The 23,078-nt window shown below is 61.0% G+C and carries 16 protein-coding genes; 8 read left to right on the top strand and 8 right to left on the bottom strand.

Annotated elements, in window-relative coordinates:
* A partial coding sequence (gorA, locus tag CW267_RS01495) for a glutathione-disulfide reductase (protein ID WP_101148610.1) occupies nt 1-864 on the top strand: 864 nt, incomplete at its 5' end.
* Between the two features lie 52 nt (nt 865-916).
* On the opposite strand, the gene CW267_RS01490 is transcribed toward gorA, so the two are convergent.
* A complete protein-coding gene (locus CW267_RS01490) occupies nt 917-1,540 on the bottom strand; it encodes a glutathione S-transferase family protein (protein ID WP_012540364.1) in 624 nt (207 codons plus the stop codon).
* A 135-nt stretch (nt 1,541-1,675) separates the two neighbouring features.
* Between CW267_RS01490 and CW267_RS01485 the strand changes: the two genes are divergently transcribed.
* From CW267_RS01485 to CW267_RS01475, 3 genes are all read left to right on the top strand, one after another.
* Nucleotides 1,676-2,824, top strand: a complete 1,149-nt coding sequence (locus CW267_RS01485; RefSeq protein ID WP_049157431.1) for an iron-containing alcohol dehydrogenase — start codon at nt 1,676-1,678, stop codon at nt 2,822-2,824.
* A gap of 239 nt (nt 2,825-3,063) precedes the next feature.
* Nucleotides 3,064-4,716 carry an alpha,alpha-trehalase gene (locus CW267_RS01480; protein ID WP_008806929.1) on the top strand — a complete coding sequence of 551 codons (1,653 nt, stop codon included), beginning with the start codon at nt 3,064-3,066 and terminating at the stop codon, nt 4,714-4,716.
* Nucleotides 4,717-4,782: 66 nt separating this feature from the next.
* A complete protein-coding gene (locus CW267_RS01475) occupies nt 4,783-5,316 on the top strand; it encodes a GNAT family N-acetyltransferase (protein WP_032740307.1) in 534 nt (177 codons plus the stop codon).
* A gap of 34 nt (nt 5,317-5,350) precedes the next feature.
* Here the strand turns inward: CW267_RS01475 and CW267_RS01470 are convergent, their stop codons facing one another.
* Complete coding sequence (locus tag CW267_RS01470) at nt 5,351-6,109, bottom strand: SDR family NAD(P)-dependent oxidoreductase (protein WP_012967099.1); 759 nt, start codon at nt 6,107-6,109, stop codon at nt 5,351-5,353.
* A gap of 119 nt (nt 6,110-6,228) precedes the next feature.
* Between CW267_RS01470 and CW267_RS01465 the strand changes: the two genes are divergently transcribed.
* The 3 genes from CW267_RS01465 to CW267_RS01455 all read left to right on the top strand — a co-directional run bounded on the left by CW267_RS01465 (nt 6,229) and on the right by CW267_RS01455 (nt 9,860).
* Nucleotides 6,229-7,128: a LysR family transcriptional regulator gene (locus CW267_RS01465; protein ID WP_022065187.1), complete on the top strand. Its 900-nt coding sequence runs from the start codon at nt 6,229-6,231 to the stop codon at nt 7,126-7,128.
* 106 nt (nt 7,129-7,234) lie between these two features.
* Nucleotides 7,235-8,266: an inner membrane protein YhjD gene (gene yhjD, locus CW267_RS01460; protein WP_008806925.1), complete on the top strand. Its 1,032-nt coding sequence runs from the start codon at nt 7,235-7,237 to the stop codon at nt 8,264-8,266.
* 271 nt (nt 8,267-8,537) lie between these two features.
* The gene (locus CW267_RS01455) at nt 8,538-9,860 is read left to right on the top strand and encodes an MFS transporter (protein ID WP_012967096.1); all 1,323 of its coding nucleotides are present in this window, start codon (nt 8,538-8,540) and stop codon (nt 9,858-9,860) included.
* 37 nt (nt 9,861-9,897) lie between these two features.
* Here the strand turns inward: CW267_RS01455 and CW267_RS01450 are convergent, their stop codons facing one another.
* The gene (locus CW267_RS01450; protein WP_012967095.1) at nt 9,898-11,949 is read right to left on the bottom strand and encodes an AsmA family protein; all 2,052 of its coding nucleotides are present in this window, start codon (nt 11,947-11,949) and stop codon (nt 9,898-9,900) included.
* 194 nt (nt 11,950-12,143) lie between these two features.
* Between CW267_RS01450 and CW267_RS01440 the strand changes: the two genes are divergently transcribed.
* A complete protein-coding gene (locus CW267_RS01440) occupies nt 12,144-13,073 on the top strand; it encodes a sugar kinase (RefSeq protein WP_012967094.1) in 930 nt (309 codons plus the stop codon).
* Between the two features lie 53 nt (nt 13,074-13,126).
* On the opposite strand, the gene CW267_RS01435 is transcribed toward CW267_RS01440, so the two are convergent.
* The 5 genes from CW267_RS01435 to bcsZ all read right to left on the bottom strand — a co-directional run bounded on the left by CW267_RS01435 (nt 13,127) and on the right by bcsZ (nt 23,076).
* Nucleotides 13,127-14,629 carry a M16 family metallopeptidase gene (locus CW267_RS01435; RefSeq protein WP_008806921.1) on the bottom strand — a complete coding sequence of 501 codons (1,503 nt, stop codon included), beginning with the start codon at nt 14,627-14,629 and terminating at the stop codon, nt 13,127-13,129.
* Between the two features lie 219 nt (nt 14,630-14,848).
* Nucleotides 14,849-16,135, bottom strand: coding sequence for a dicarboxylate/amino acid:cation symporter (locus CW267_RS01430; RefSeq protein WP_008806920.1), 1,287 nt, complete (start codon nt 16,133-16,135; stop codon nt 14,849-14,851).
* Between the two features lie 156 nt (nt 16,136-16,291).
* The gene (gene hmsP / locus CW267_RS01420) at nt 16,292-18,298 is read right to left on the bottom strand and encodes a biofilm formation regulator HmsP (protein WP_016161933.1); all 2,007 of its coding nucleotides are present in this window, start codon (nt 18,296-18,298) and stop codon (nt 16,292-16,294) included.
* Nucleotides 18,299-18,541: 243 nt separating this feature from the next.
* Nucleotides 18,542-22,021, bottom strand: coding sequence for a cellulose synthase complex outer membrane protein BcsC (gene bcsC / locus CW267_RS01415; protein ID WP_100781145.1), 3,480 nt, complete (start codon nt 22,019-22,021; stop codon nt 18,542-18,544).
* Nucleotides 22,003-23,076, bottom strand: coding sequence for a cellulose synthase complex periplasmic endoglucanase BcsZ (bcsZ, locus tag CW267_RS01410; RefSeq protein WP_101148609.1), 1,074 nt, complete (start codon nt 23,074-23,076; stop codon nt 22,003-22,005). Before bcsZ ends, bcsC begins: the two co-directional genes overlap by 19 nt.
* Nucleotides 23,077-23,078 lie beyond the last annotated feature (2 nt).

Genomic DNA, 23,078 nt, shown 5'->3' with positions numbered 1-23,078 from the left:
CCGGCGCTGCCGAAGCGCGTGGCGGTGGTCGGCGCGGGCTATATCGCCGTTGAGCTGGCGGGGGTGATTAACGGCCTCGGCGCCGAAACGCACCTGTTCGTGCGTAAACACGCGCCGCTGCGCAGCTTCGATCCGCTGATCGTGGAGACCCTGGTGGAAGTGATGAACGCCGAAGGCCCGCAGCTCCACACCAACGCGATCCCGAAAGCGGTAGTCAAGAATGCCGACGGCAGCCTGACGCTGGAGCTGGAAGATGGCCGCAGCCAGACCGTAGATTGCCTGATTTGGGCGATTGGCCGCGAACCGGCGACCGATAACTTCAACCTGGCGGCTACTGGCGTCAAAACCAACGAAAAAGGCTACATCGTCGTTGATAAGTTCCAGAACACCAACGTGCCGGGCATCTACGCGGTGGGCGATAACACTGGCGCCGTCGAGCTGACCCCGGTGGCCGTGGCCGCAGGCCGTCGCCTCTCCGAACGCCTGTTTAACAACAAGCCGGAAGAGCATCTGGACTACAGCAACATCCCGACCGTGGTCTTCAGCCACCCGCCTATCGGCACCGTCGGCTTAACCGAGCCGCAGGCGCGCGAGCAGTACGGCGACGATGCCGTGAAGGTCTACAAATCCTCTTTCACCGCGATGTACACCGCCGTCACCTCGCACCGCCAGCCGTGCCGCATGAAGCTGGTGTGCGTCGGCCCGGAAGAGAAGATTGTCGGGATCCACGGCATTGGCTTCGGGATGGATGAGATGCTGCAAGGCTTTGCGGTGGCCCTGAAGATGGGCGCCACCAAAAAAGACTTCGACAACACGGTTGCCATTCACCCGACGGCGGCAGAAGAGTTCGTCACCATGCGCTAAGACGCGATCGCCGGATGATAAAAAGAAGCCCCAGGGGCTTCTTTTTTTATGTTCAGGCCACGCCGTTATTGCCGTGGCGCATAAACGCCGGGCGCTGGTTGAGCGCCATATACCAGCGTTCCACGGCCGGCATCTCCGGATGGGCAAAAGGGGTCATCTTCCAGCGATGCACCGACAGCCCCAGCACGATATCGGCGAGGGTGAAGCGCTCGCCGGCTATCCACGCCCCGGTTCGCTGCAGTTGCGCTTCGACAATGCGCACGCAGTGGGTCCAGGTGGCAATACTCTCTTTAATCGCCGCCGGATCCTGAAAGCGCGGATCTTTACGCACCAGCCCCATAAAGGCATGGCGCCAGGCAGTGTTAAACTCGGTCGCCTGCCAGTCCATCCAGTGCTCCACCTCGGCGGCGGGCTGTGGCTCGGCGGGCAGCAGATCCCAGCGCTCCGCTTTCCGCGCCAGATAGCGGCAGATACTGTTCGACTCCCAGAGCACGAAGTCACCGTCCAGCAGCACCGGCACCAGGCTGTTAGGATTCAGGCGCTGAAACTCAGGCGTATCCAGAGGCTTAAATCCGCTACCGTAATCCTCCTGCTGGTACGCCAGCCCGGCTTCCTCGCAGGTCCACAACACTTTCCGTACATTGATTGAAGAGCGTTTGCCCAGAATTGTTAGCATTGTCAGCGATTCCTCAGCCATAAAAGAGAGATCTTTCACTCTACTCTATTGTCAGCCTTGCCAGCCAGCAACCAGGCAGAGTAGTGGATAATGTGTATAGTTGATTCCAGCCTGTTTGCCGAAAAGGAACCCGACATGTTGACCCCTTTTACCGTTTTGATGCCAGCAAATATTCGTTTTGGCCGTGGTCAGGCCCTGAGCGCTGCCCCCTGGCTGGCGCAGCAGGGCGGCCCCATTCTGCTGGTGCATGGCGCCAGCCCGCAGCGGGCGGCGTTTCTGCGCCATCAGCTGGAGGCGCTGCAGCTGGAGGTCACGACGCTGGCGATAAGCCGCGAACCCTGGCTTATCGATATCGAGCAGGGCGTCCAGCTGGCGCGCGAGAAAGGCGTCCGGGCAGTGGTCAGCCTCGGCGGCGGCGCGGTGATTGACGCCGGTAAGGCGATTGCGGCGCTGGTCCCCGCCGCCGGCCCGCTGGTCGACTATCTGGAGGTGGTGGGAACGGGTCGTCAGCTGGAAGCCAGTCCGCTGTCGTTCGTGGCGATCCCGACCACCGCCGGGACGGGCGCGGAGGTCACCAAAAATGCGGTGATCAACGTCCCGGAACAACAGCGGAAAGTGAGCCTGCGCGACGACCGAATGCTGCCTGACCTGGCGATTGTCGACCCGGCGCTGACCGACAACGCGCCGCGGAGCATCACCCTGAGCTCCGGCCTCGATGCCCTGACCCAGGTGATCGAGCCCTGGCTCTGCAGCCGGGCCACTCCCTTCACCGATGCCCTCTGCCAGCAGGCGATCCCGCGGGGCATCCGCGCGCTGAAAATCCTGATGGAACAAGAGTGTCCGGCCAGCCGCGACGAGATGGCCTGGGTCAGCCTGTGCGGTGGACTGGCGCTGGCGAACGCCGGGCTGGGAGTGATCCACGGCCTTGCCGGCCCGCTGGGCGGCCTGAGCCGCGCCTCGCACGGTGCTTTATGCGGCAGCCTGCTGCCGTTTGGCCTGGCGCTCAATGAGTCGCAGATAAGCGACCCTGCCCTGCGCCAGCGCTTCAACGACGTTCGCCGCTGGCTGGCCGACGGGCTGGACGTCCCTGTGGATCGGGTCTGGGACAGTCTGCGGGAATGGAGCCATCGCGCCGGCCTTGGCACCCTGCGCGACCTCGGCGTAGCGCGCGATGCCCTGGAACCGGCGGCGCTGGCCGCCAGCACCTCCTCATCAATGAAGGCCAATCCGGTCAGCCTGAGCGGCGAACAGCTGCTGGAGATGCTGGAGGCGGCGTGGGAGTGAGCGCGCCGGGATAAAATTTTGTTGCATAATGAATGCTCCGAATTTCATCTGTGCCAGGATGTACAATTTTTAATTACTTATCAACAGCATACTTTAAAATGACAGCTTTTCTTCTCGGCGGAAAAGCGTGATCTCACGCACAGTTTGCTTCACACTCACCGAAGCGACTGTCTACGCTTAATAGACAAGGCCGGGTATGCCCGGCCCCGAACTCACGCTATCCGGAGGTCCGTATCGCTATGTTCAGCCAGAAATTACGCCACGTTGAAGACGACGAGTTAAGGATCGACATCGATCCCTGCTACGAAGCCGATCCGTACGAATTAAAGCTGGATGAGATGATTGACGCTGAACCGGAGCCTGAGGTGATCGAAGGGCTTCCGGCGTCCGATGCCCTTACCCCGGCGGATCGCTATCTTGAGCTGTTTACCAACGTGCAGAAATCACGCATCTTTGCCGACAGCAAAACCTTCCCCGACTGCGCGCCGAAACACGATCCGCTGGACATCCTGCGCAACTACCGCAAGGTCAAACGTCAGCCCGATTTCGACCTGCGACAGTTCGTGGAAGACAACTTCTGGCTGCCGGAGAACCAGACCGACGTCTACACCTCGGACCCCAGCCTGACGCTGAAAGAGCACATCGATAAGCTGTGGCCGGTGCTGACCCGCGAGCCTCAGGATCATATCCCCTGGTCGTCGCTACTGGCGCTGCCGCAGGCCTATATTGTGCCTGGCGGTCGCTTTAGCGAAACCTATTACTGGGACTCTTATTTCACCATGCTGGGGCTGGCGGAGAGCGGCCGGGAAGATCTGCTGAAATGCATGGCCGATAACTTTGCCTGGCTGATTGAAACCTACGGTCACATTCCGAACGGCAACCGCACCTACTACCTCAGCCGATCGCAGCCGCCGGTGTTTGCCCTGATGGTCGAACTCTTTGAAGAGGATGGCGTGCGCGGCGCGAAGCGCTATCTGGACCATCTGAAGATGGAGCACGCCTTCTGGATGGACGGCGCCGAGTCGTTGATCCCGCACCAGGCGTATCGCCACGTGGTGCGTATGCCGGATGGCTCCCTGCTCAATCGCTACTGGGACGACCGGGACACGCCGCGGGATGAGTCCTGGCGCGAGGACGTGGAGACCGCCCGACACTCCGGGCGGCCCGCCAATGAAGTGTACCGCGACCTGCGGGCGGGCGCCGCGTCCGGCTGGGACTACTCCAGCCGCTGGCTGCGGGATATCACGCGGCTGGCCAGCATCCGCACGACGCAGTTTATCCCCATCGACCTGAACGCCTTCCTGTTCAAGCTGGAGACGACCATCGCCAATCTCTCCGGCCTGAAGGGCGATCGCGAGACAGAGGCGGCCTTCCGCCAGAAGGCTCAGGATCGGCGGGCGGCGGTCAACCGCTATCTGTGGGATGATGAGAACGGCTGTTTCCGCGATTATGACTGGCGCCGTGAACAGCTGGCGCTGTTTTCCGCGGCCAGCATCGTCACCCTTTACGTCGGCCTGGCGACTCACGAGCAGGCAGAACGCCTTGCCGATGCGGTGCGGGCCCGCCTGCTCACCCCCGGGGGGATCATGGCCACCGAATATGAAAGCGGTGAGCAGTGGGATAAACCTAACGGCTGGGCGCCGCTGCAGTGGATGGCGATCCAGGGATTTAAACGTTACGGCCAGGATCCGCTGGGAGATGAGATTGCCTGGAGCTGGCTGCAGACGGTCAATCACTTTTACAAGCAGCATCACAAGCTGATTGAGAAATACCATATTGCCACCGGCGTCCCGCATGAGGGTGGCGGCGGGGAGTATCCCCTGCAGGATGGCTTTGGCTGGACCAACGGCGTGGTGCGCCGACTGATTGGCCTGTACGGTGAGCCAACCTAGTCGGGCTGTTCCCGGCGGCTTTCTCCTGCTATGTTCAGAGGATTCGCCCTGCCTGGAATGACGCTTATGCCTGAACTCCTGACGCCGCGCCTGCGCTGCTCACCGCTGCAGCTGGACGACTGGTCGTTTTTTCTTTCCCTGCAGCAGGATCCGCAGGTCATGCTCTACGTCGCCGACCCCCGGCCGCAGGCGGCCATCCGCGAGGCGTTCGATTCGCGGCTGCCGTCGTGGACGCCCGGGGATGAACACTGGCTGTGCCTGGTGGTGCGCGACAGGCTCACCCATACCCCGCTCGGCCTGACCGGTTACCAGCATCATCGGCGCGAGATTGCCGAGGTCGGCTTTCTCTTCGCTCCGGCGGCGCAGGGCCGGGGCTACGGCTACGAATCGCTGCGCGCGCTGTGCGACTACGCCTTTACCACTGGCGGCGTCCGCCGCCTGACCGCCAGCGTCACCGCCGGCAACGAGGCGTCTAAGCAGTTGTTGCTCAAAGCCGGCTTCCGGCTGGAGGGGGAGCTGCGGGAGAACTACTGGCTGAACGGGCGCTGGCACAATGACTGGCTGTTCGGCCGGCTGCGTGGGGAGGGCGATGCGCCGTAGCGCACCGCCGGTCACAGGCTGGTGGCAGTCAGGATCAGAGGAACATCCCGCCCGAGACTTCCACGCGCTGCGCGTTCATCCACGCCAGCTCATCGCTGAGCAGGGCGGCGATGGCGTCGCCGATATCATCCGGCAGCCCGACGCGCCCCAGCGCGGTCTGGGCGGCGATATGCCGATTCACCTCGGCGTTATCGCGCACCACGCCGCCGCCAAAGTCGGTCTCGATGGCTCCCGGCGCAATGATATTCACCGAAATACCGCGCCCGCCCAGCTCTTTCGCCTGATAGCGGGTCAGGACCTCCATCGCCCCCTTCATCGCGGCGTAGGCCGCATAGCCCGGCAGGGCAAAGCGCGCCAGGCCGCTGGAAACGTTGAGGATCCGTCCCCCGTCCTGCAGGAGGGGCAGCAGCCGCTGGGTCAGGAAAAATGGCCCTTTGAACTGGATGTTCATCAGCTCGTCAAACTGCGCTTCGCTGGTCTCGGCGAAGGGGACGTTAAGGCCGATCCCGGCGTTGTTCAGTAAATAATCAAAGGTGGTTCGCCCCCACTTCTGCGCCAGCACCTGTGCCACCTCGCTGGCGAAAGCGTCAAAACTTGAGATATCCCCGACGTTCAGCGCTAATGCTGCCGCTTTGACCCCTTTTTGCTCGATCTCCGCCACCACGTCGAGGGCCGCCTGGCGGTTGCTGTGGTAAGTCAGAAGAATATCGGTTCCCTTCGCCGCCAGCTTCAACGCGGCGTTTTTACCCAGACCGCGGCTGCCGCCGGTCACTAAAGCGATACGTTGTGTCATCAGAAAACCCCTTTCAGGTTGCGTTGTGATTGTGTTCTAGCTTATTAACTGCCAGTGAAACAATAAATACGCTACATTACGTTTTACTGTTTCATTCATAACAACAATAGGCGATCGGCATGGATAAAATTCATGCAATGCAGTTATTCATTCGCGTAGCGGATCTGGAGAGTTTTTCCCGCGCCGCCGAGACCCTGGCGCTGCCGAAAGGCAGCGTCTCGCGGCAGATTCAGGCCCTGGAAAGCCATCTTGGCGTGCGGCTCCTGCACCGTACCACCCGTCGGGTTCAGCTCACCCAGGATGGGATGGTCTACTACGAGCGGGCGAAGGATCTGCTGAGCAACCTCGACGAACTGGACGGCATGTTCCAGCACGATCCGGCGAGCATCAGCGGCCGGCTGCGGGTGGATATGCCGGTCGGTTTTGCTAAAAAACTGGTGATCCCTCATCTGCCGACTTTTTTACAGCAGTATCCGGGCATCGAACTGGAGCTGAGCAGCAGCGACCGGCTGGTGGACGTGATCCGCGAGGGGTTTGACTGCGTGGTACGCGTCGGCGCGCTCAAAGACTCAGGGCTTATCGCCCGCCCACTGGGCAAGCTGACGCAAATTAACTGCGCCAGCCCGGACTACCTTGCGCGATTTGGCTATCCGCAATCCCTTGAGGATCTGGCGGATCATGCCCTGATCCACTACGCCAGCACCCTCGGGGTCCGTCCCCCCGGCTTTGAGGTGGTGATCGATGGCGCGGTGCGCTGGGTAAAAACCGGCGGCATATTGACAGTCAACAGTACGGAAACCTATCAGGCAGCCTGTATCGCCGGGCTGGGGATCATTCAGGTGCCGCGTACCGGCGTGCGCGAGGCGTTACGCGCCGGCGACCTGACGGAGATCCTGCCCCAGTACCGCGCCGAGCCGCTGCCGGTCTCGCTTATCTACCCCCATCGGCGCAATCTCTCCCGTCGCGTACATCTGTTTATGGAGTGGCTGGGCGGGTTGATGAAAGATTATGTCGATTGATCCCCGCGGATGGTGAACGGGTGGCGGGTAGATGCGTTCCTGCAGGATACGCCATTTAAGGTATACTTTTTGCTGAATCTCGCGGTAAAAAAGGAAGAAATCACGTATGACGCCGGAAAACGACGATCGACGCCCACCACAGGAACCGGACACGCAGCCGGAGAAAAACAAAAGCCCCCTCGACGCTCTCAATGACACGGCCGTCGGGCAAAAAGCCAGCCAGGCGCTGAAGACCGTCACCGGAACGGCGGCCAAAGTGCAGCGCAACCCGGTGATCGCCCACTTACTGCGCGCCGCAGAACGTTTCAATGACCGGCTGGGCAATCAGTTCGGCGCGGCCATCACCTACTTCTCGTTCCTGTCGATGATCCCAATCCTGATGGTCTCCTTTGCCGCCGCCGGTTTCGTGCTGGCCTGGCACCCGACCCTGCTGCAGGACATTTTCGACAAGATTCTGCAAAACGTCAGCGACCCGACGCTGGCGGCGACGTTGAAAAACACCATCAACACCGCGGTGCAGCAGCGCACCGCCGTCGGTCTGGTCGGCCTGCTGGTCGCCCTCTATTCCGGTATTAACTGGATGGGCAATTTGCGCGAAGCGATCCGCGCCCAGTCGCGCGACGTCTGGGAGCGCCGGCCGCAGGACGAAGAGAAAATCTGGATAAAATACTTCCGCGATCTTATCTCGCTGATCGGTCTGCTGGTGGCGCTGATTATTACGCTGTCCATCACTTCTGTCGCGGGTTCCGCCCAGCAGTTGATTATCTCCGCGCTGTATCTCGACAACATTGAATGGCTGAAGCCCGCCTGGCGGCTGATCGGCCTCGCCATCTCGATTTTTGCCAACTATCTGCTCTTTTTCTGGATCTTCTGGCGGCTGCCGCGCCATCGTCCGCGGCGCAAAGCCCTGTTTCGCGGCACGCTTATCGCGGCGATTGGCTTTGAAATCATCAAAATCGTCATGACCTGGACGCTGCCGGCGCTGGTGAAATCCCCCTCCGGGGCGGCGTTCGGTTCGGTGCTGGGGCTGATGGCTTTTTTCTATTTCTTTGCCCGCCTGACGCTATTCTGCGCCGCATGGATCGCCACCGCGGAGTATAAAGACGACCGGCGGATGCCTGGCAAAACCCACCGTTAACGCATTGCGAGGATGAATTGAAGAGACAAAATTCATCCTCGCGCTTTATTTCAGTAGATAAATCCACCAATTAACTTTTATTTAACCAAAAACTGGTTTTATCCTCTATCTTTTTAATTGTGTGAAGCATTTCATAGAACCATTTTTACTGGTGTAAAAATTATCCGCTTTTTGCCTGTTTTTTACCCACTTTCCACGTTTGTTACAGATTGAAATGTCCCTGTGGCTGTGGCTATATGGCTTTTCGTTCGCGCAAAAATAAGAAAGATCTATGCAAGCCACAGCCACCACACTCGAAAACTCGCAGGAAACCGCCCCGGTCAATTCACGCAACAAAGTCGTTGTCGCCTCGCTCATTGGCACCGCCATTGAGTTTTTCGACTTCTACATCTATGCCACTGCCGCGGTCATCGTCTTCCCGCATATCTTTTTCCCGCAGGGCGATGCCGCCGCGGCCACCCTGCAGTCGCTGGCCACCTTCGCCATCGCCTTCGTCGCCCGGCCGATCGGCTCCGCGCTGTTTGGTCACTTTGGCGATCGCGTCGGCCGCAAGGTCACTCTCGTGGCCTCGCTGTTAACCATGGGGATCTCCACCGTGGTGATCGGCCTGCTGCCCGGCTATGAAAGCATTGGCATTGTCGCGCCGATGCTGCTGGCGCTGGCGCGCTTCGGTCAGGGGCTTGGCCTCGGAGGGGAATGGGGCGGCGCAGCGCTGCTGGCAACGGAAAACGCCCCGGCGCGCAAGCGCGCCCTGTACGGCTCCTTCCCGCAGCTGGGCGCGCCGATCGGCTTCTTCTTCGCCAACGGCACCTTCCTGCTGCTCTCCTGGCTGTTAACCGATCAGCAGTTTATGGAGTGGGGCTGGCGCGTGCCGTTTATCTTCTCCGCGGTGCTGGTGATCATCGGTCTGTACGTGCGCGTCTCGCTGCACGAAACGCCGGTCTTCGCCAAAGTGGCAGCGGCGAAAAAACAGGTCAAAATCCCGCTGGGTACCCTGTTGACCAAACACGTCCGCGTGACGGTGCTGGGCACCTTCATCATGCTGGCAACCTATACCCTGTTCTACATCATGACCGTCTACTCGATGACCTTCAGCACCGGCGCCGCGCCGAATGGCCTGGGCCTGCCGCGTAACGAAGTGCTGTGGATGCTGATGATGGCGGTGATTGGCTTCGGCGTGATGGTGCCTGTCGCCGGCCTGCTGGCGGACGCCTTTGGCCGTCGCAAGAGCATGATTGTCATCACCACGATGATTATTTTGTTCGCCCTGTTCGCTTTTAAACCGCTGCTGGGTTCCGGTAACCCGCTGCTGGTCTTCGCCTTCCTGCTGCTGGGCTTAAGCCTGATGGGACTGACTTTTGGCCCGATGGGCGCGCTGCTCCCGGAGCTGTTCCCCACGGAAGTGCGCTACACCGGCGCGTCGTTCTCCTATAACGTGTCGTCGATTCTCGGCGCCTCGGTCGCGCCGTACATTGCCGCCTGGCTGCAGGGCAACTACGGCCTGGCGGCGGTCGGCACCTATCTGGCGGCGATGGCGGCGCTGACGCTGATCGCCCTGCTGCTGACCCACGAGACCCGCCACCAGTCGTTGTGATCCTTCGCCCTGACGCCGCTGGCGTCAGGGCTCTCCCCTACTTTTTCATCTGTGACAAAATGGTCCGACACTGGTTGCTATCGCCCTCCGCCGGGGAGACCAGCGCCAGCAGCGCGGCAGCCGGCGTCACCAGGGTCGCCAGCGCCGCCGCTACCGCACCGCGGACAATCAGCGGCCCGGCCTTCACCCCCGCCTGCGGCGATTTAAAGGTGCCCCGAACATACAGCGGTGAACGCAGGGTGATCACCCGGAAGCCTTTGCTTTCCGGATCGATGGTCAGGTCCAGCTGCTCGGAGGCGAAGCTGGCGGTTCCGGTCACATTGATCAGCGCGTTTTCCGTATCGAAGGCAAAAATCTGCGGCCGGGCGACGCCGTTGGTCACGTCGATATTGGCCGCCGCACAGTTCACCCGAACTTCCTCATCACCAAAAATCTGGCCGATCAGGTAGTTGCCGACGTTAAGACCGAGAATTTCCATCAGGTTACGACTGATCAGGCCGTCGTTCATCAGCAGTTTCAGGTTGCCATTACTGTTGCCGAGCAGGGCCGCCACCGAGTTGCCGCTGCCGCGCAGCTGAACATCGCCATTCATCTCGCCAAGGGTTTTCTGCATCATCTCGACGTTCGGCATCAGCGCCTTCAGCTTCAGGCGTCGCGCCTGCAGATTGGCCTCACCCTGCAGCGGCTTTTTATCGCCCTGCAAGTGTACGCTGCCGGCAATCGACCCGTTGGCCAGGCCAAAGCGCACCGGCTGCAGGCGCAGGTCGCCATCTTCCAGGATCACATGGGTCGACAGATCGCTGATCGGCAGGGTGCCGCCGTGCTCAATTCTCCGGCCCTTAAAGCGTACATCGGCATCCATCACCTGCCATTTATCGGTTTCAAAACGGTCTGCCGGCAGCACTTTACCCGCCGGCTGCGGTCGGTCGCCCGCCTGGCGCGCAGCGCCTTTCTTCGTCCCTTTGCCGGAATCGACGCCGATTAACGGCCCGAGATCCGCCAGCCGCAGCTGCTTCGACTCCATATCGCCGCTGAGTTTCGGTCGCGGTTTGCCGGTGGTATAGGTGAGGGAGCCATGAATGTCGCTATCGCCGATCCGACCATTAAAATCCTGGTAGTCAAAACGCATGCGGTTTTTCTGCTTAAAGTCGGCGCGCAGGCGGCCATCGGTAGAGAACGATGGCGTCTCCGGCAGCAGCACACCGGTCAGGTCGTAGAGATCGCGCAGCGAGTCGCCGGCGAATTTCAGCCGCAGGTCAATACCGCCGACGTTGAGCGGGTCGCTGACCGTGCCGCTGAATGCCACCCGGGTGTTGCCGGAGTGGAAGTCGCCCTGCAGCGGGAAAGGGGTGCTTGCGCTGCGCAGGGCCAGCATGCCGCCGATTTTACCGTTGCCGGTGACCGGCTGGTCCTTGTAGCGGCCCTTCAGCGACAGGCCAAAGACATAGTCACCCACTTTCGCCGCGCTATGCTGATCCTTCGTGCCGGTCACTTCGCTGAACGGCAGCGGTTTGCCGAGGGGATCGACAAGGATGGTGATATCGCTGCGGGTGATCTTGTCATCGATGGCGATAGTCCCGCGGTCAAAGAGAATATTATCGAGGCGAAAGGACCAGCTGGAGGGCGCGCTGTCGCCCGACGTACGCTGATCGCCAGCCAGCTGAAAGGTCCAGTTATTATTGTCTTCCGCCAGGCGGATCAGCCGCACGTCGGGCTGTTCCAGCTTGATCCACGGCAGGTACACCGTTTTGCTCAGCAGCGCCAGCGGGGCGAGGGTCGCCTCCACCCGCGGCAGGTGGATCATAGTCACCTGGGGGATGGCCGGCGGGTTGCCCAGCACGATATCTTCCGCGTGCACATGGGGCCACGGGATCCAGCTGCGCCAGCCGCGCTCGTCCGGCTGCCGCTCCCAGACCACGCCGAGATCGCCGCGGATGGCGAACGGTCGGTTAAGTTCGGCGGACACTTTCTGATTGATCGTCGGCTTCAGCCGGTTCCAGTCAAAGGTGGCCAGCACGATAAAGAAGAGAACGATCAGCAACAGTATCGTTCCTGTGATGATAACCAACGTTTTACGGGTTCTGCTCATCCCTACTCCGCTCCTTTTGCATCACGTCAGTCCTGAATATAGTCAAAACGCGGCGTTTATCCTGGAAATGCGCTTTTCGTCACATTACGCGCGTCAGGTCAAAAAAATAATGGAACGATGTTTTAATATGATTGACCAGCAAAACAGCGCAGCGCACACTAGCGCTTATATCGATTCCATTGCAGGTTCTGGCTATGTCTAAAAAAATTGCCGTTATTGGCGAATGCATGATTGAGCTGTCAGAGAAGAACGGGGCCGTTAACCGCGGCTTTGGCGGCGATACCTTAAACACCTCGGTCTATATCGCGCGGCAGACCGATGCCAGCGCACTGAGCGTCCACTATGTCACCGCGCTGGGAACCGATGCGTTCAGCCAGCAGATGCTCGACAGCTGGCAGCAGGAAAACGTCAACACCGATCTTATCCAGCGGATGGCCGACCGCCTGCCGGGGCTGTATTACATTGAAACCGATGACACCGGCGAGCGCACCTTCTACTACTGGCGCAACGAGGCGGCGGCAAAGTTCTGGCTGGAGAGCGATCGCGCGGCGGCGATTTGCGAAGAGCTGGCCACTTTCGACTATCTCTATCTGAGCGGCATCAGTCTCGCCATTCTCAGCCCGGCCAGCCGCGACAAGCTGTTCACGCTGCTGCGTGAGTGCCGCGCCAACGGCGGCAAGGTGATCTTCGACAACAACTATCGTCCACGCCTGTGGGCCAGCCAGGCGGAGACGCAGCAGGTCTATCAGGAGATGCTTGCCTGCACCGATATCGCGTTTCTGACGCTCGATGATGAAGACGCGCTGTGGGGGGAAAAACCGGTTGCTGAGGTGATCGCCCGCACGCATGCCGCCGGCGTGGAAGAGGTGGTGGTGAAGCGCGGGGCGGATGCCTGCCTGGTCTCGGTTAGCGGGCAACCGCTACAGGAAGTGCCGGCTGTCAGGCTGGCCAAAGAGAAGGTGGTGGATACCACCGCCGCCGGAGACTCCTTCAGCGCCGGCTACCTGGCCGTTCGCCTGACCGGCGGCGATGCTGAATCCGCCGCCAAACGCGGACACCTGACCGCCAGCACGGTGATCCAGTATCGCGGGGCGATCATCCCGCGGGAAGCGATGCCGCAGTAATTCTCCGCAGGAAGCGCTCTCCGGCCGCCGCTGGCGCGCCGGAGAGGCGTTAGTTACTGCCCTGGCGGGATGTCGCTGGCCTCGCTGTGGGCATCAACTGTATCAGCGCTGCCGCTGACCGCCGCGGCCGCCGGATTCGGCGCCATCAGTTTTTCCCACGTGGCCTGCAGCTCCTTCATGTTGTATTCCGGTTCGCCTTTCGGCTGTTGTAGCACCAGCGCCATATCCTGGGACAGCTGCTGACGCAGGTACTGATTCAGCATGTCTACCGTCAGGGAGTTGAGGAACTCCTGGCGCAGCTTCTGATACTGCTCCGGCGCGATATCCACCACCTGATTCTGCAGGGAGCGCATGCGCTGGCTCATCAGAATATCGGTGTCAGTGCGCGCATAGGTGGCAAACAGCCTCTGCAGCTCGAGGCTTTTCTGGGCGATAAGCGCGTCAAACTCCTCCTGCGGCAGGCCGTTGTCCCGCACTTTCGCCAGCTCGCGCGAGACCACGCTCAGGTTGTTGTTCAGACGCTCGCCCGGCGATTCGATGTTGATCGCGCACTGCGCGCGCTGATAGAGCACCCGGCAGTCAAAGCCAAGACCAATATCCTTCACGTTATTTTTGCTCAGGCTCTGCTGCACGTGCCAGAACAGCGCTTCGCGGGCGAGGTCGTCGCGCCAGTAGCGCTGCAGCGCCGCGGAGTCGCGGATTGGCTGCCAGGGCGCATCCCACATGATGGACAGTTTGTCCTGACGCACCGCGCTGGTCATGATGCTGACCGGCACGGTAGGCAGTGGCGATAAGGTCGGCACCGCCGCGGGCGTTTCCCGCTTGCCCTTCAGATCGCCGAAGGTTTTGCTGATTTGCTCAGCGACGCTGCGGCTGTCGACGTTACCGACCACAATCAGCGTCATGGCGTCGGGGGTGTACCATTTATGATAAAAGTCTTTCAGCTGCGCCACGTCTATCGGCTGCTTCAGCGGCGCGGCAGGATCATGGCCCAGCATGGTGGACCCTTTCAGGCGGTAGCGCCACCAGCCCTCTTTGGTATCCAGCGGCCACGTCGCCACCATGTCGCTGCCCTGCAGCGCATGATTGATCGATTCAGGCGTAATGGTCAGCTTACCGCTGGCGTCCGCCAGCCAGCTCAGCGCCTCTTTCAGCAGATCGTTGCGGTTATTGGGCAGACTGAGATTAAACATTGTGTAATCGTAGGAGACGATGGCCGGCGGCAGAGGACGCTTCGGGTCAATACTCTGCTGCCATAAAGAGCGCGCCTGCATCGTCGGCAGGCTGCCGCTTTGCGTCAACGCCAGGCGAGGAACAAAGCGGCTGAAACCACTCTGCTGAGTGCTTTCGCTCAGCGAGCCAATATTCACGGACAGACGGACTTCAATACGGTCGCTGGGACGCTGCGGCGTGGCCAGCACCTGCCACGTCAAACCATTCGCTAAGGTCCCTTGTTGCCAGGCCGGATCAGGCTGGAGCGCTTCTGCCTGCACATAACCGGCCGCCGCTACCATCAGCAAACCGCCCGTTAAAAGTTTAATTGTTGTGCCCTGCATGTGAACCCCTGATGAACATTCCTGGTTACAACAGCACCCCACTGACGGGCTGCCGAAAAAAGTGAGAGTGAAATACGTCGGTTAGACCACACGGAGACGAAAATGTCGCATGACAACGCAAAATAATCATTTCGTGTCATTTCCGCCAAGCGGAAATGACCTCTAATTATGCGCAGGAGCCCGTACTCCAGCAAGGGAGTACGGGCCTAAGAGGAGGATTTAAGAGGATAATTCGTGCGATTTGTTCGCTGGAACACGGTTATTCAGAACATCATCCATCTGTTTGGCATCGAGTTCTTTGACCCATTTAGCCACCACCACCGTAGCGACGCCGTTACCCACCAGGTTGGTCAGCGCACGGGCTTCGGACATAAAGCGGTCGATACCGAGGATCAGCGCCAGGCCCGCCACCGGCAAATGCCCGACGGCGGAGATGGTCGCCGCCAGCACGATGAAGCCGCTGCCGGTCACCCCCGCCGCCCCTTTCGAGGAGAGCAGCAGCACCACCAGCAGGGTGATCTGATGGAAAATATCCATATGGCTGTTGGTCGCCTGGGCGATAAAGACCGCGGCCATCGTCAGGTAGATGGAGGTGCCATCGAGGTTGAACGAATAGCCGGTCGGGATCACGAGGCCCACCACCGATTTGCGGCAGCCCAGCTTCTCCATCTTGTCGAGCATTCTCGGCAGCGCTGATTCTGACGAGGAGGTTCCCAGCACAATCAGCAGCTCCTCACGGATATAGCGGATAAATTTGAAGATGCTGAAGCCGGTAGCCCGGGCGATACTCCCCAGCACCACCACCACGAACAGAATACAGGTGATGTAGAAGCAGATGATCAGCTGCCCCAACTGCACCAGGGTGCCGACGCCATATTTACCGATGGTAAAGGCCATGGCCCCGAAGGCGCCAATCGGCGCCAGGCGCATGATCATATTGATGATGCCGAAGATAACCTGGGAGAAGCTTTCAATGACGTTGAAAATCAGCTGGCCCTTGCTGCCCAGACGGTGCAGGGCAAAACCAAACAGGACGGCGAACAGCAGCACCTGCAGAATGTTGCCGCTGGCGAAGGCGCCAATGACGCTGCCCGGGATCACATCCAGTAAAAAGGCCACCACCCCCTGGTCTTTCGCCTGCTCAGCGTACACCGCCACCGCTTTCGCATCGAGCGTTGACGGGTCGACGTTCATCCCGGCGCCAGGCTGCACCACGTTGACGATAATCAGACCGATAATCAGCGCGATGGTGCTGACCACTTCGAAATAGAGCAGCGCCACCGCCCCGGTACGACCGACGGCTTTCATGCTTTCCATCCCGGCGATCCCCGTCACGACGGTACAGAAGATAACCGGAGCAATCACCATTTTAATCAGCTTAACGAAGGCGTCGCCGAAGGGTTTCATTTGCGCGCCCAGTTCCGGGTAAAAATGGCCCAGCAGAATACCGATCGCTATGGCCGTCAGAACCTGGACATAGAGGCTTTTAAAGATAGAGGTTTTCATAGGGTGTCCTTTGGGAATAACCACAGAGCAAGAAGGGATATTTGACGTCTGTGGCTTAAAAATAACACCCTGGAAACATTTCAGAAATAACTAACGCCGAAAGTGCAACGCAATTGTTAAAATCTTTGAGCTGACTCGCACAAGTCAACAAAACATTTACAAATTTTCATCCTCACGAACCGGGGAGAGATAGCGCGCGCTGAATGCCTCCAGCGGCAAAGCGCAACCGAACAGATGGCCCTGGAGCACCTCGACGCCCGCGGCTTGCAACCAGCGGTACTGGGCGTCGTTCTCCACCCCTTCCGCCACGATACGCAGCGACAGGCCGCGCGCGAGCTGGATCATCGCCGGCACCATGCTGACATCCTCCGGCAGCATATCGATGAATACTTTATCGATTTTCAGAATATCCACCGGCAGAGCTTTCATCTGCTGCAGCTGGTGCAACCCGGCATAACCCATGCCAAAATCATCCAGCGCAATCTGTACCCCGGCCTCGCGCAGCGGTCGCAACCGCGCCATCACATCCTGCGGATCGTCCATCCGGCAGCTCTCCGTCACCTCGAGGATGAGGGTGCCAGGGGCGATACGGTAGCGGGCGATCAGCTTTAGCATCTCCTCGCCACGGTCGTGTTCCAGCAGCTGGAGCAGGGAAACATTGACCGACAGCGGCAGCATAATCCCCTGGCTTTGCCAGGCCGCCAGCTGGCGGCAGGCCTCTTCCATCACCCAGTAGCCGACCGGGATAATCAGCCCGCAGGACTCAATGCGCTCAATCAGCGACGGCGGTAGCGACCAGCTGCCATCCGCCTGCCGCTGGCGCAGCAGCACTTCGGCGCCGCAGATCTCGCCGCTGGCGCAGGCCACCTGCGGCTGCAGCCAGATAGCGAACTGCTGGTTGTCGAGGGCGGTCATAATGTCGTGCTCTTCCATCAGACGGCGCTGAGCCTTTTCCATCTGCTCGGGATCGAAGAACTCAATCTGGTTTTTGCCTTTACGTCGTGCGGTGACGGCAGCCGACACCGCGCGCCGGTAAAACTGCTCGGCGCTGAGCCCGGCGTGGAACATGGCGATCCCGACGCTGGCGTAGGGCCGCAGCTGCAGCCCATGCAGCGGCAAACGCTCATTAATAATAGTGAGCACTTGCTTACTTAACGTCACCGCCTGCCACGGTTCGGCAAGGCCATCGGCGAGAATCGCGAAGTCATACCCGCTCACCTGAGCCAGCACCATTTGCGGCGGAATGGCGGCTCGCAGCTTCTCCACCAGCGTCAGGAGCAGCATTTCGCGCTGGCTTTCCTTGAGGACCCCGGCGGCATCCTGCAGGGTTTCGCAGGCGACGACGATTAGCGCGGCGCTCTGGGGGCGGGCCACCGTCTGCTCCAGCATCGCCAGCAAAAAGGCTTTATTCGGCAACTCGGAGACCGGGAAGCGGGTCGACTGGATGGACAGTTCATCATGCTGGCGCACCAGGCTCTGCTGGTTGCGGTTATAGCTGCGCACCAGCATACCGATCTCGTCGTCATGGTGCAGGCGCGGGAGCGTTAGCTGATGGCCGAGACGATCCTGCTGGGAGAGATCGTTCAGCTCGCGGGCGATACGCCGCAGGGGGCGCACCATCAGCCGGTTGATGCACCAGGTAAGCGCCACCGTCAGCATCAGCACCAAAAGTAAGTAAGCCGTCACTAACGTAGCAAGGGCGCTCATGACGAATTTATACATGCGGTATGAATCCGCCTGCAGCACGAGATAGGCCAGCGGCTGGGGGTTAGCCGGCCGTTCCAGTGAATAAATAGGCAGCGAAATCTGCACCGGCAGCTCAAACAGCCGGGTGACGGTCACCGGCACCGGCCGCTCGGGGATAAATCGCATCCGCAGCGCCTGGAACTGGTTCGGCAACACCACATCCGCCCGGCTGACGATGCCAGCAGGCTGGATACGGCTTAAAATGGCTTCCGCTTCCGGAATATCGGCTTTCAGAATAGCCGCAGACAGCGGTTCGCGAACGGATCGCGCGATACTTTCTAACTGCGTGGCCGTGGTAAAGCGACTCTGTTGCACAAAGTGAAACAGCAAAATAGTGCAAAAAACCAATACAAAGGCCATGGACACGCTCGCGACCATCGCCATCTGTTTGATTGTAAGTGAACGGCTGACGCGCAACGGTGTTCTCCACTGATACTGAATGCATACCCGGTATCAATCCTTCAATGCCGGTCGTTTCAGGCTGATTATATACTCAAATCCTTCGCCCACGCCCGCGAGGGATGAAGTGACGGGATATTTCCGCGCGGTGGCGCAGACGCCGGGGAAATCGCCCCGGCGGCCGACGGTGGGCAATGCCTCACGAGTATACGCGAAGCGCGTCGTGGAGTGGCGCTCTGTGACGTAATTCAGCCTATTCTGCTACCAGTCGGCGTAGGGCACCAGCGGCTGGGGCGGCATATCCAGATCCCCCTGCCAGCCGGCCGCCGAGTAGCGGACGTAAAGCAGCGCATGGCTCGGGGTGTAATCCTTCGCCTGCTGAATATCGACCGCGGCGCCGACGAACCAGTTGCTGGTCACCCGCCGCTCCACCAGCGCTCTGGCGGTGTAACCGAATCCCTGACTGCTGCTCCCCTCCTCCGTCAGCTCGCTGGCGCGCTGGCGGTAGTCGGACGGGATCAGGTTCAGCAGCGGATAACGGGCTTGCGTCTGGGTGCGCGAATGGGACCATGACACCGACCCGCCGAGCTCCCAGGACCAGTTCTCGGTACGCTGACGCCAGGTCACCGGCACGGCGAATGAGAGATACTCCTGCGGGCTGTAATAGCCGCCCTGGCCGAGGGTGTAACCGCTGAGATCTTTGTCGTAGTGCCAGATCATATTGTTGAGGCCGACGGTGACGCGACGATTATTCTCGTTGATGACCTTGTAGTAGTATCCGGTCATCCAGCGCACGCGCCAGTTATCCACCACGTTTTTACCGGTCAGCGAATCGGCGCCCAGCGAGGACCAGATACCGTGCGCTTCGCCCCGGTCATAGCTGAGGCTCAGGCCGCCGCCGTCGGCGCGGACGCCGCCCCAGGTGGTGCCGGTATGGCTGCTGCTGTCTTTCTGCCCGCCAAAGGAGAGCAGCGAGCTGGAGATGGGGCGCCGGTGGACGTTGACCGTGTACCCCACCGGCCCGACGTCGCTGCTGTAGCTCAGCCCCCCCACCACATCGACGACATTGAAGCCCATCGGGGTGGTGCCGATATCGCCGCTCCAGGTGTCATTCTTCCAGCCGACCGCCACGCTGGCCCCGCTGTCGGTCTGGTTTTTACTGCCGCTGGTACAGGCGATCTCCCCGCAGGTGCCCCAGCTGGGCGAGTAGCTCCCGTCGCTGTGGGTGGAAAAGCTGCCGGCATCCATATTGACCAGATCGGTGCGGAAGAACATCCGGCCATCCGCCAGCGGAGCATCCACCTGCAGCATGGTGGTATGCGCCTTCAGGTCGGAATAGCCGCCGGTGCCGCTGGAACCCCAGAAGTCGTGTTCCAGGGTGACGTTCAGATCCTGCTGGCGATAAAGATCGGCGGCATCGCTACGGATCCCGCGCTTCAGCCAGTCATCCCGGCTGTCGTTGCGCGTCAGCCGCGTAAAGGTATCGTTATCCTGCGGCTGCGCGGGGGTGATGCCGGAGGCCACCATCGCCTCCCGGTAGTGCGTCAGCGCCTGCTGCGGCGCCCCGGTCTGGGTGGCAAAGCGCGCGGCATCGCGCAGCACCAACGCGCTCTCCATCGAGGGCGGCTGCGCCTTCGCCTGCGGCACAATCTGGTTAAAAATCTGTTGCGCGTCAGCGGTATCGCCAAGGCCGGCTCGCGCCAGCGCGACCCGACGCTGCATATTCATGGATTCGGTCTCTGCGCCTTTCAACTGCATGACCTGCGCCCGGGCGGCCTGTTTATCGCCCTCGGCCAGGTAGACTTCCGCAAGGCCGAGGCGCGCATCGCCGTTGTCGGCCTCCTGGCGCAGCACCCGCTGATAGTCGGCAATCGCCGTCTGGCTGTCGCCGCGCTGCTGCGCCCAGTCGGCGAGCGTCAGGTCATAGCGCACCGAGTCGGGCTGCTGTTGGATAAGGGCGATCGCCTGCGCTTCGTTACCGCTGTCGCGCAGCTGGTTGGCCTGGCGCAGCACCCGGTCGCTTTGCAAACGCGCTTCGAGCTCACGAATATTATCCGTCCACGCGCTGCGCGGCAGAGCGGCGATTTGCGCCAGGGCCAGATCGTCCTGGTCGTTTCCCGACAGGTAGAGCCCCGAGGCGTAGACCCGTTCAGCATCCTGCGGCTGGCGGTTGACCATCGCCCGCATCAGCGCGTCGGCCTCCTGGCGTTCACCGGCGCTAACCAGATCGCGCGCCAGACGGTAGGTTATCCACACGCTGTCCGGATCCAGCGCCAGGCGCCGACGCTGGACTTCCGCCGCCTGCGCCCAGTTGCCCTGACTTTCCAGGGCCTGCGCCTGTTTCTCCAGCCGGTCGTTGGTCAGACTGCGCTCAATATCATCGATGCTCCGCCGCTGAGCGGGAGGGAGGCCGGCGATCCAGGCGCTGGCTTTCTCCGGCGATTCGGCGCGATAGAGGTTGGCCAGACCGCGCACCGCCAAATTATTACCGCGATCCAGGCGCAACGCCTGCTGGTAATAGCGCTCCGCCGCTGCCGACTCTTTGCGCGCCGCCGCGACGTCCCCCAATCCCAGCACGGCATAGCTGTCGGTGCGATCGACCCGCTGCGCCTGGGCATAATAGTGCTGCGCCTGCGAAAGCTGGCCGGCCTTCAGGGCGTTATCCCCCTGCTTGATCAGTAGCCAGTAACGGTTGGTTTGTAGCAGGCTGTCCCATTTGCCGCGGTTCGGGCTGTCGGGGTCCATGGCAATCGCTTTATTGAGCTGCGCCACTGCCCGCGCGCGATCGCCGCGCTGGGAATAGGCCTGGCCGAGGGCGCCCACCGCATCGCTGTCGCGGCTGTCGGCCTGAACGGCTTTCTGCAGATCCGCGACCGCCTGCGAGGCATTCCCGGACTTGACCGCCGCCAGCCCTTCCGAGCGGGCGCGGAAGGTCGGATCCTGCAGCTGCGCCTGCTGCTGGTCGAGCAGAACGCGGGCGTTCGCCGCCACCGAGCCGGTGGGAAACTGCAGGAGAAATTGCTGCAACGCCTGCACGCTGGCCTTGCTCACCGGCATGCTTTTCACTTCACTGAACCACATGTCGGCGGCGATGCCGCGTCCTGAGGCCGAGCGGGCCATCTCCGCCAGATAGGCAAACCCTTCCTGCGGTTTGTTATCGGCAAACATCTGCTTCGCCAGCGAAGTTAGCAGGCTGACGTTGCCCGGCGCGCTGGCGTTCAGTTTTTTCAACTGGCTGACGCCTTCGCTATGGCGAGCGGGCAGGCGCGCCACCAGCGTCCAGTATTCAATGGCGACGTCAACGTCATCCGGCACCCCGCCGTACAGTTGTTCATAGGCGGCGATGGCTTCATCGACCTTCCCGGCCACGCCCAGCAGTCGCGCCTGCTGCAGCGCCTGCCGGCCCTCGCCGGTGTTGCTTTTCATCTCATTGCGCGACGCCTTCAGCTCCGGGGAGTCCGGCGCCAGCTTCGTCAATCGTTCCAGCTCTTTTTGCGCCCCGGCGGCATCCCCCTGACGCAGCAGGTAGCGCATCCGCGCGGCAATCAGATCCGGGTTGTTGGGATCAATCAGCTCCAGGCGGTACAGCGACTGGCGCACCAGGTCTTCACGATTACTGGCCTCGCCAAGGCGGACCTGCTCCAGCAGATGCTCCTGGGCAGGCGTCGTCGCCGCCTGCGCTAACGGCAGCAGCGCCACGCCGAGGGACAGCGTGAGTAAACTTAGTGAGAGCTTGCGCATTCCTGGTTCCAGTCAGGTTGTAATTCGCCACCCGCAGTGAAACGAAAACGGTGTTGATCCCAACCCTGGCCGAACAGCGTCAGAACTGCGCTGTAGTAGGCATCCGCGCCGGGATAGTTATCGGCGACGCGCTGGCGTTGCACCGACCGGGCCTCGTCGTCCTGTAAAAACGGTAGCATCACCGCGGAGAAGCCCACGGGCCCCTGGCCGCTGGTTTTGCCGGTGGCGATATTCACTTTCTCCGGCGGTACCCCCTGCTCCGTGGTCTGCGCCGCCATCGGCGCGAAGCGTTGCAGCAGTCGCGCTTTCTGCTTATCGCCATCATGGAGCATGCCCACCCACAGGTAGACGCGAATCGCGTCATAGCTACCGATCAGCGGTTTCTCGGTTTTCAGCTGCCAGCCTTTCCCTTTCTCATAACGCACCCAGTCCGGCGTAAAGCCTTTCGGCGCGGTTTCCAGCAGCAGGCGCAGGTTACTGTCGCGCAGGGCAGGCCACGGCGCGCCAAAACGCACAAAGTAGGTGGCCAGCTGCGGCGGAAGATAGCTGGGGTTAAACCGCCAGCCGCTGTCATCGGCAAAACCGACTTTTCCCGGCAGCAGCATCGTGCCAAGACCGGGCACCGCCACCGTCTCTTCCTCGACAATCCGCGCCAGCAGTGCTTTGCCGGTCTCGGTGTACTGCGGCTGCTGCCACAGGCGGCCCGCCTCCAGCAGCGCCCAGGCTATCCACAGATCCGAGTCGGAGGCCGAGTTGCTGTCCAGCAACGTCCACTGCTCATCGTCCTTTTTGCCCCACAGCCAGCCCGGCAGATGTTGCCGCAGGTCGCCTTCCGCCAGGTTGTTCTGCGTCCAGGTCAGTAGTTTGTCGAACCCTGCGCGATCGTTGGCGGCCAGGGCGAAAAACAGGCCATAGCTCTGTCCTTCCGAGGTGGAGATTTTGCGCGCATCGCTGGGGTCAATCACCCGTCCCTCAGGGCTGACGTACGCTTTTTTAAACTGCTCCCAGGCGGGCCACTGGCAGGCGGCGCTCACCGGGCCCGCCGCCAGCAGCAGCG

The organism is Klebsiella sp. X1-16S-Nf21 (assembly GCF_002837615.1).
In the GTDB taxonomy this organism is placed as follows: Bacteria; Pseudomonadota; Gammaproteobacteria; order Enterobacterales; family Enterobacteriaceae; genus Klebsiella; species Klebsiella variicola.
The sequence above is the reverse complement of the archived record's forward strand: the minus strand, read 5'-3'. Positions and strand labels throughout refer to the sequence as shown.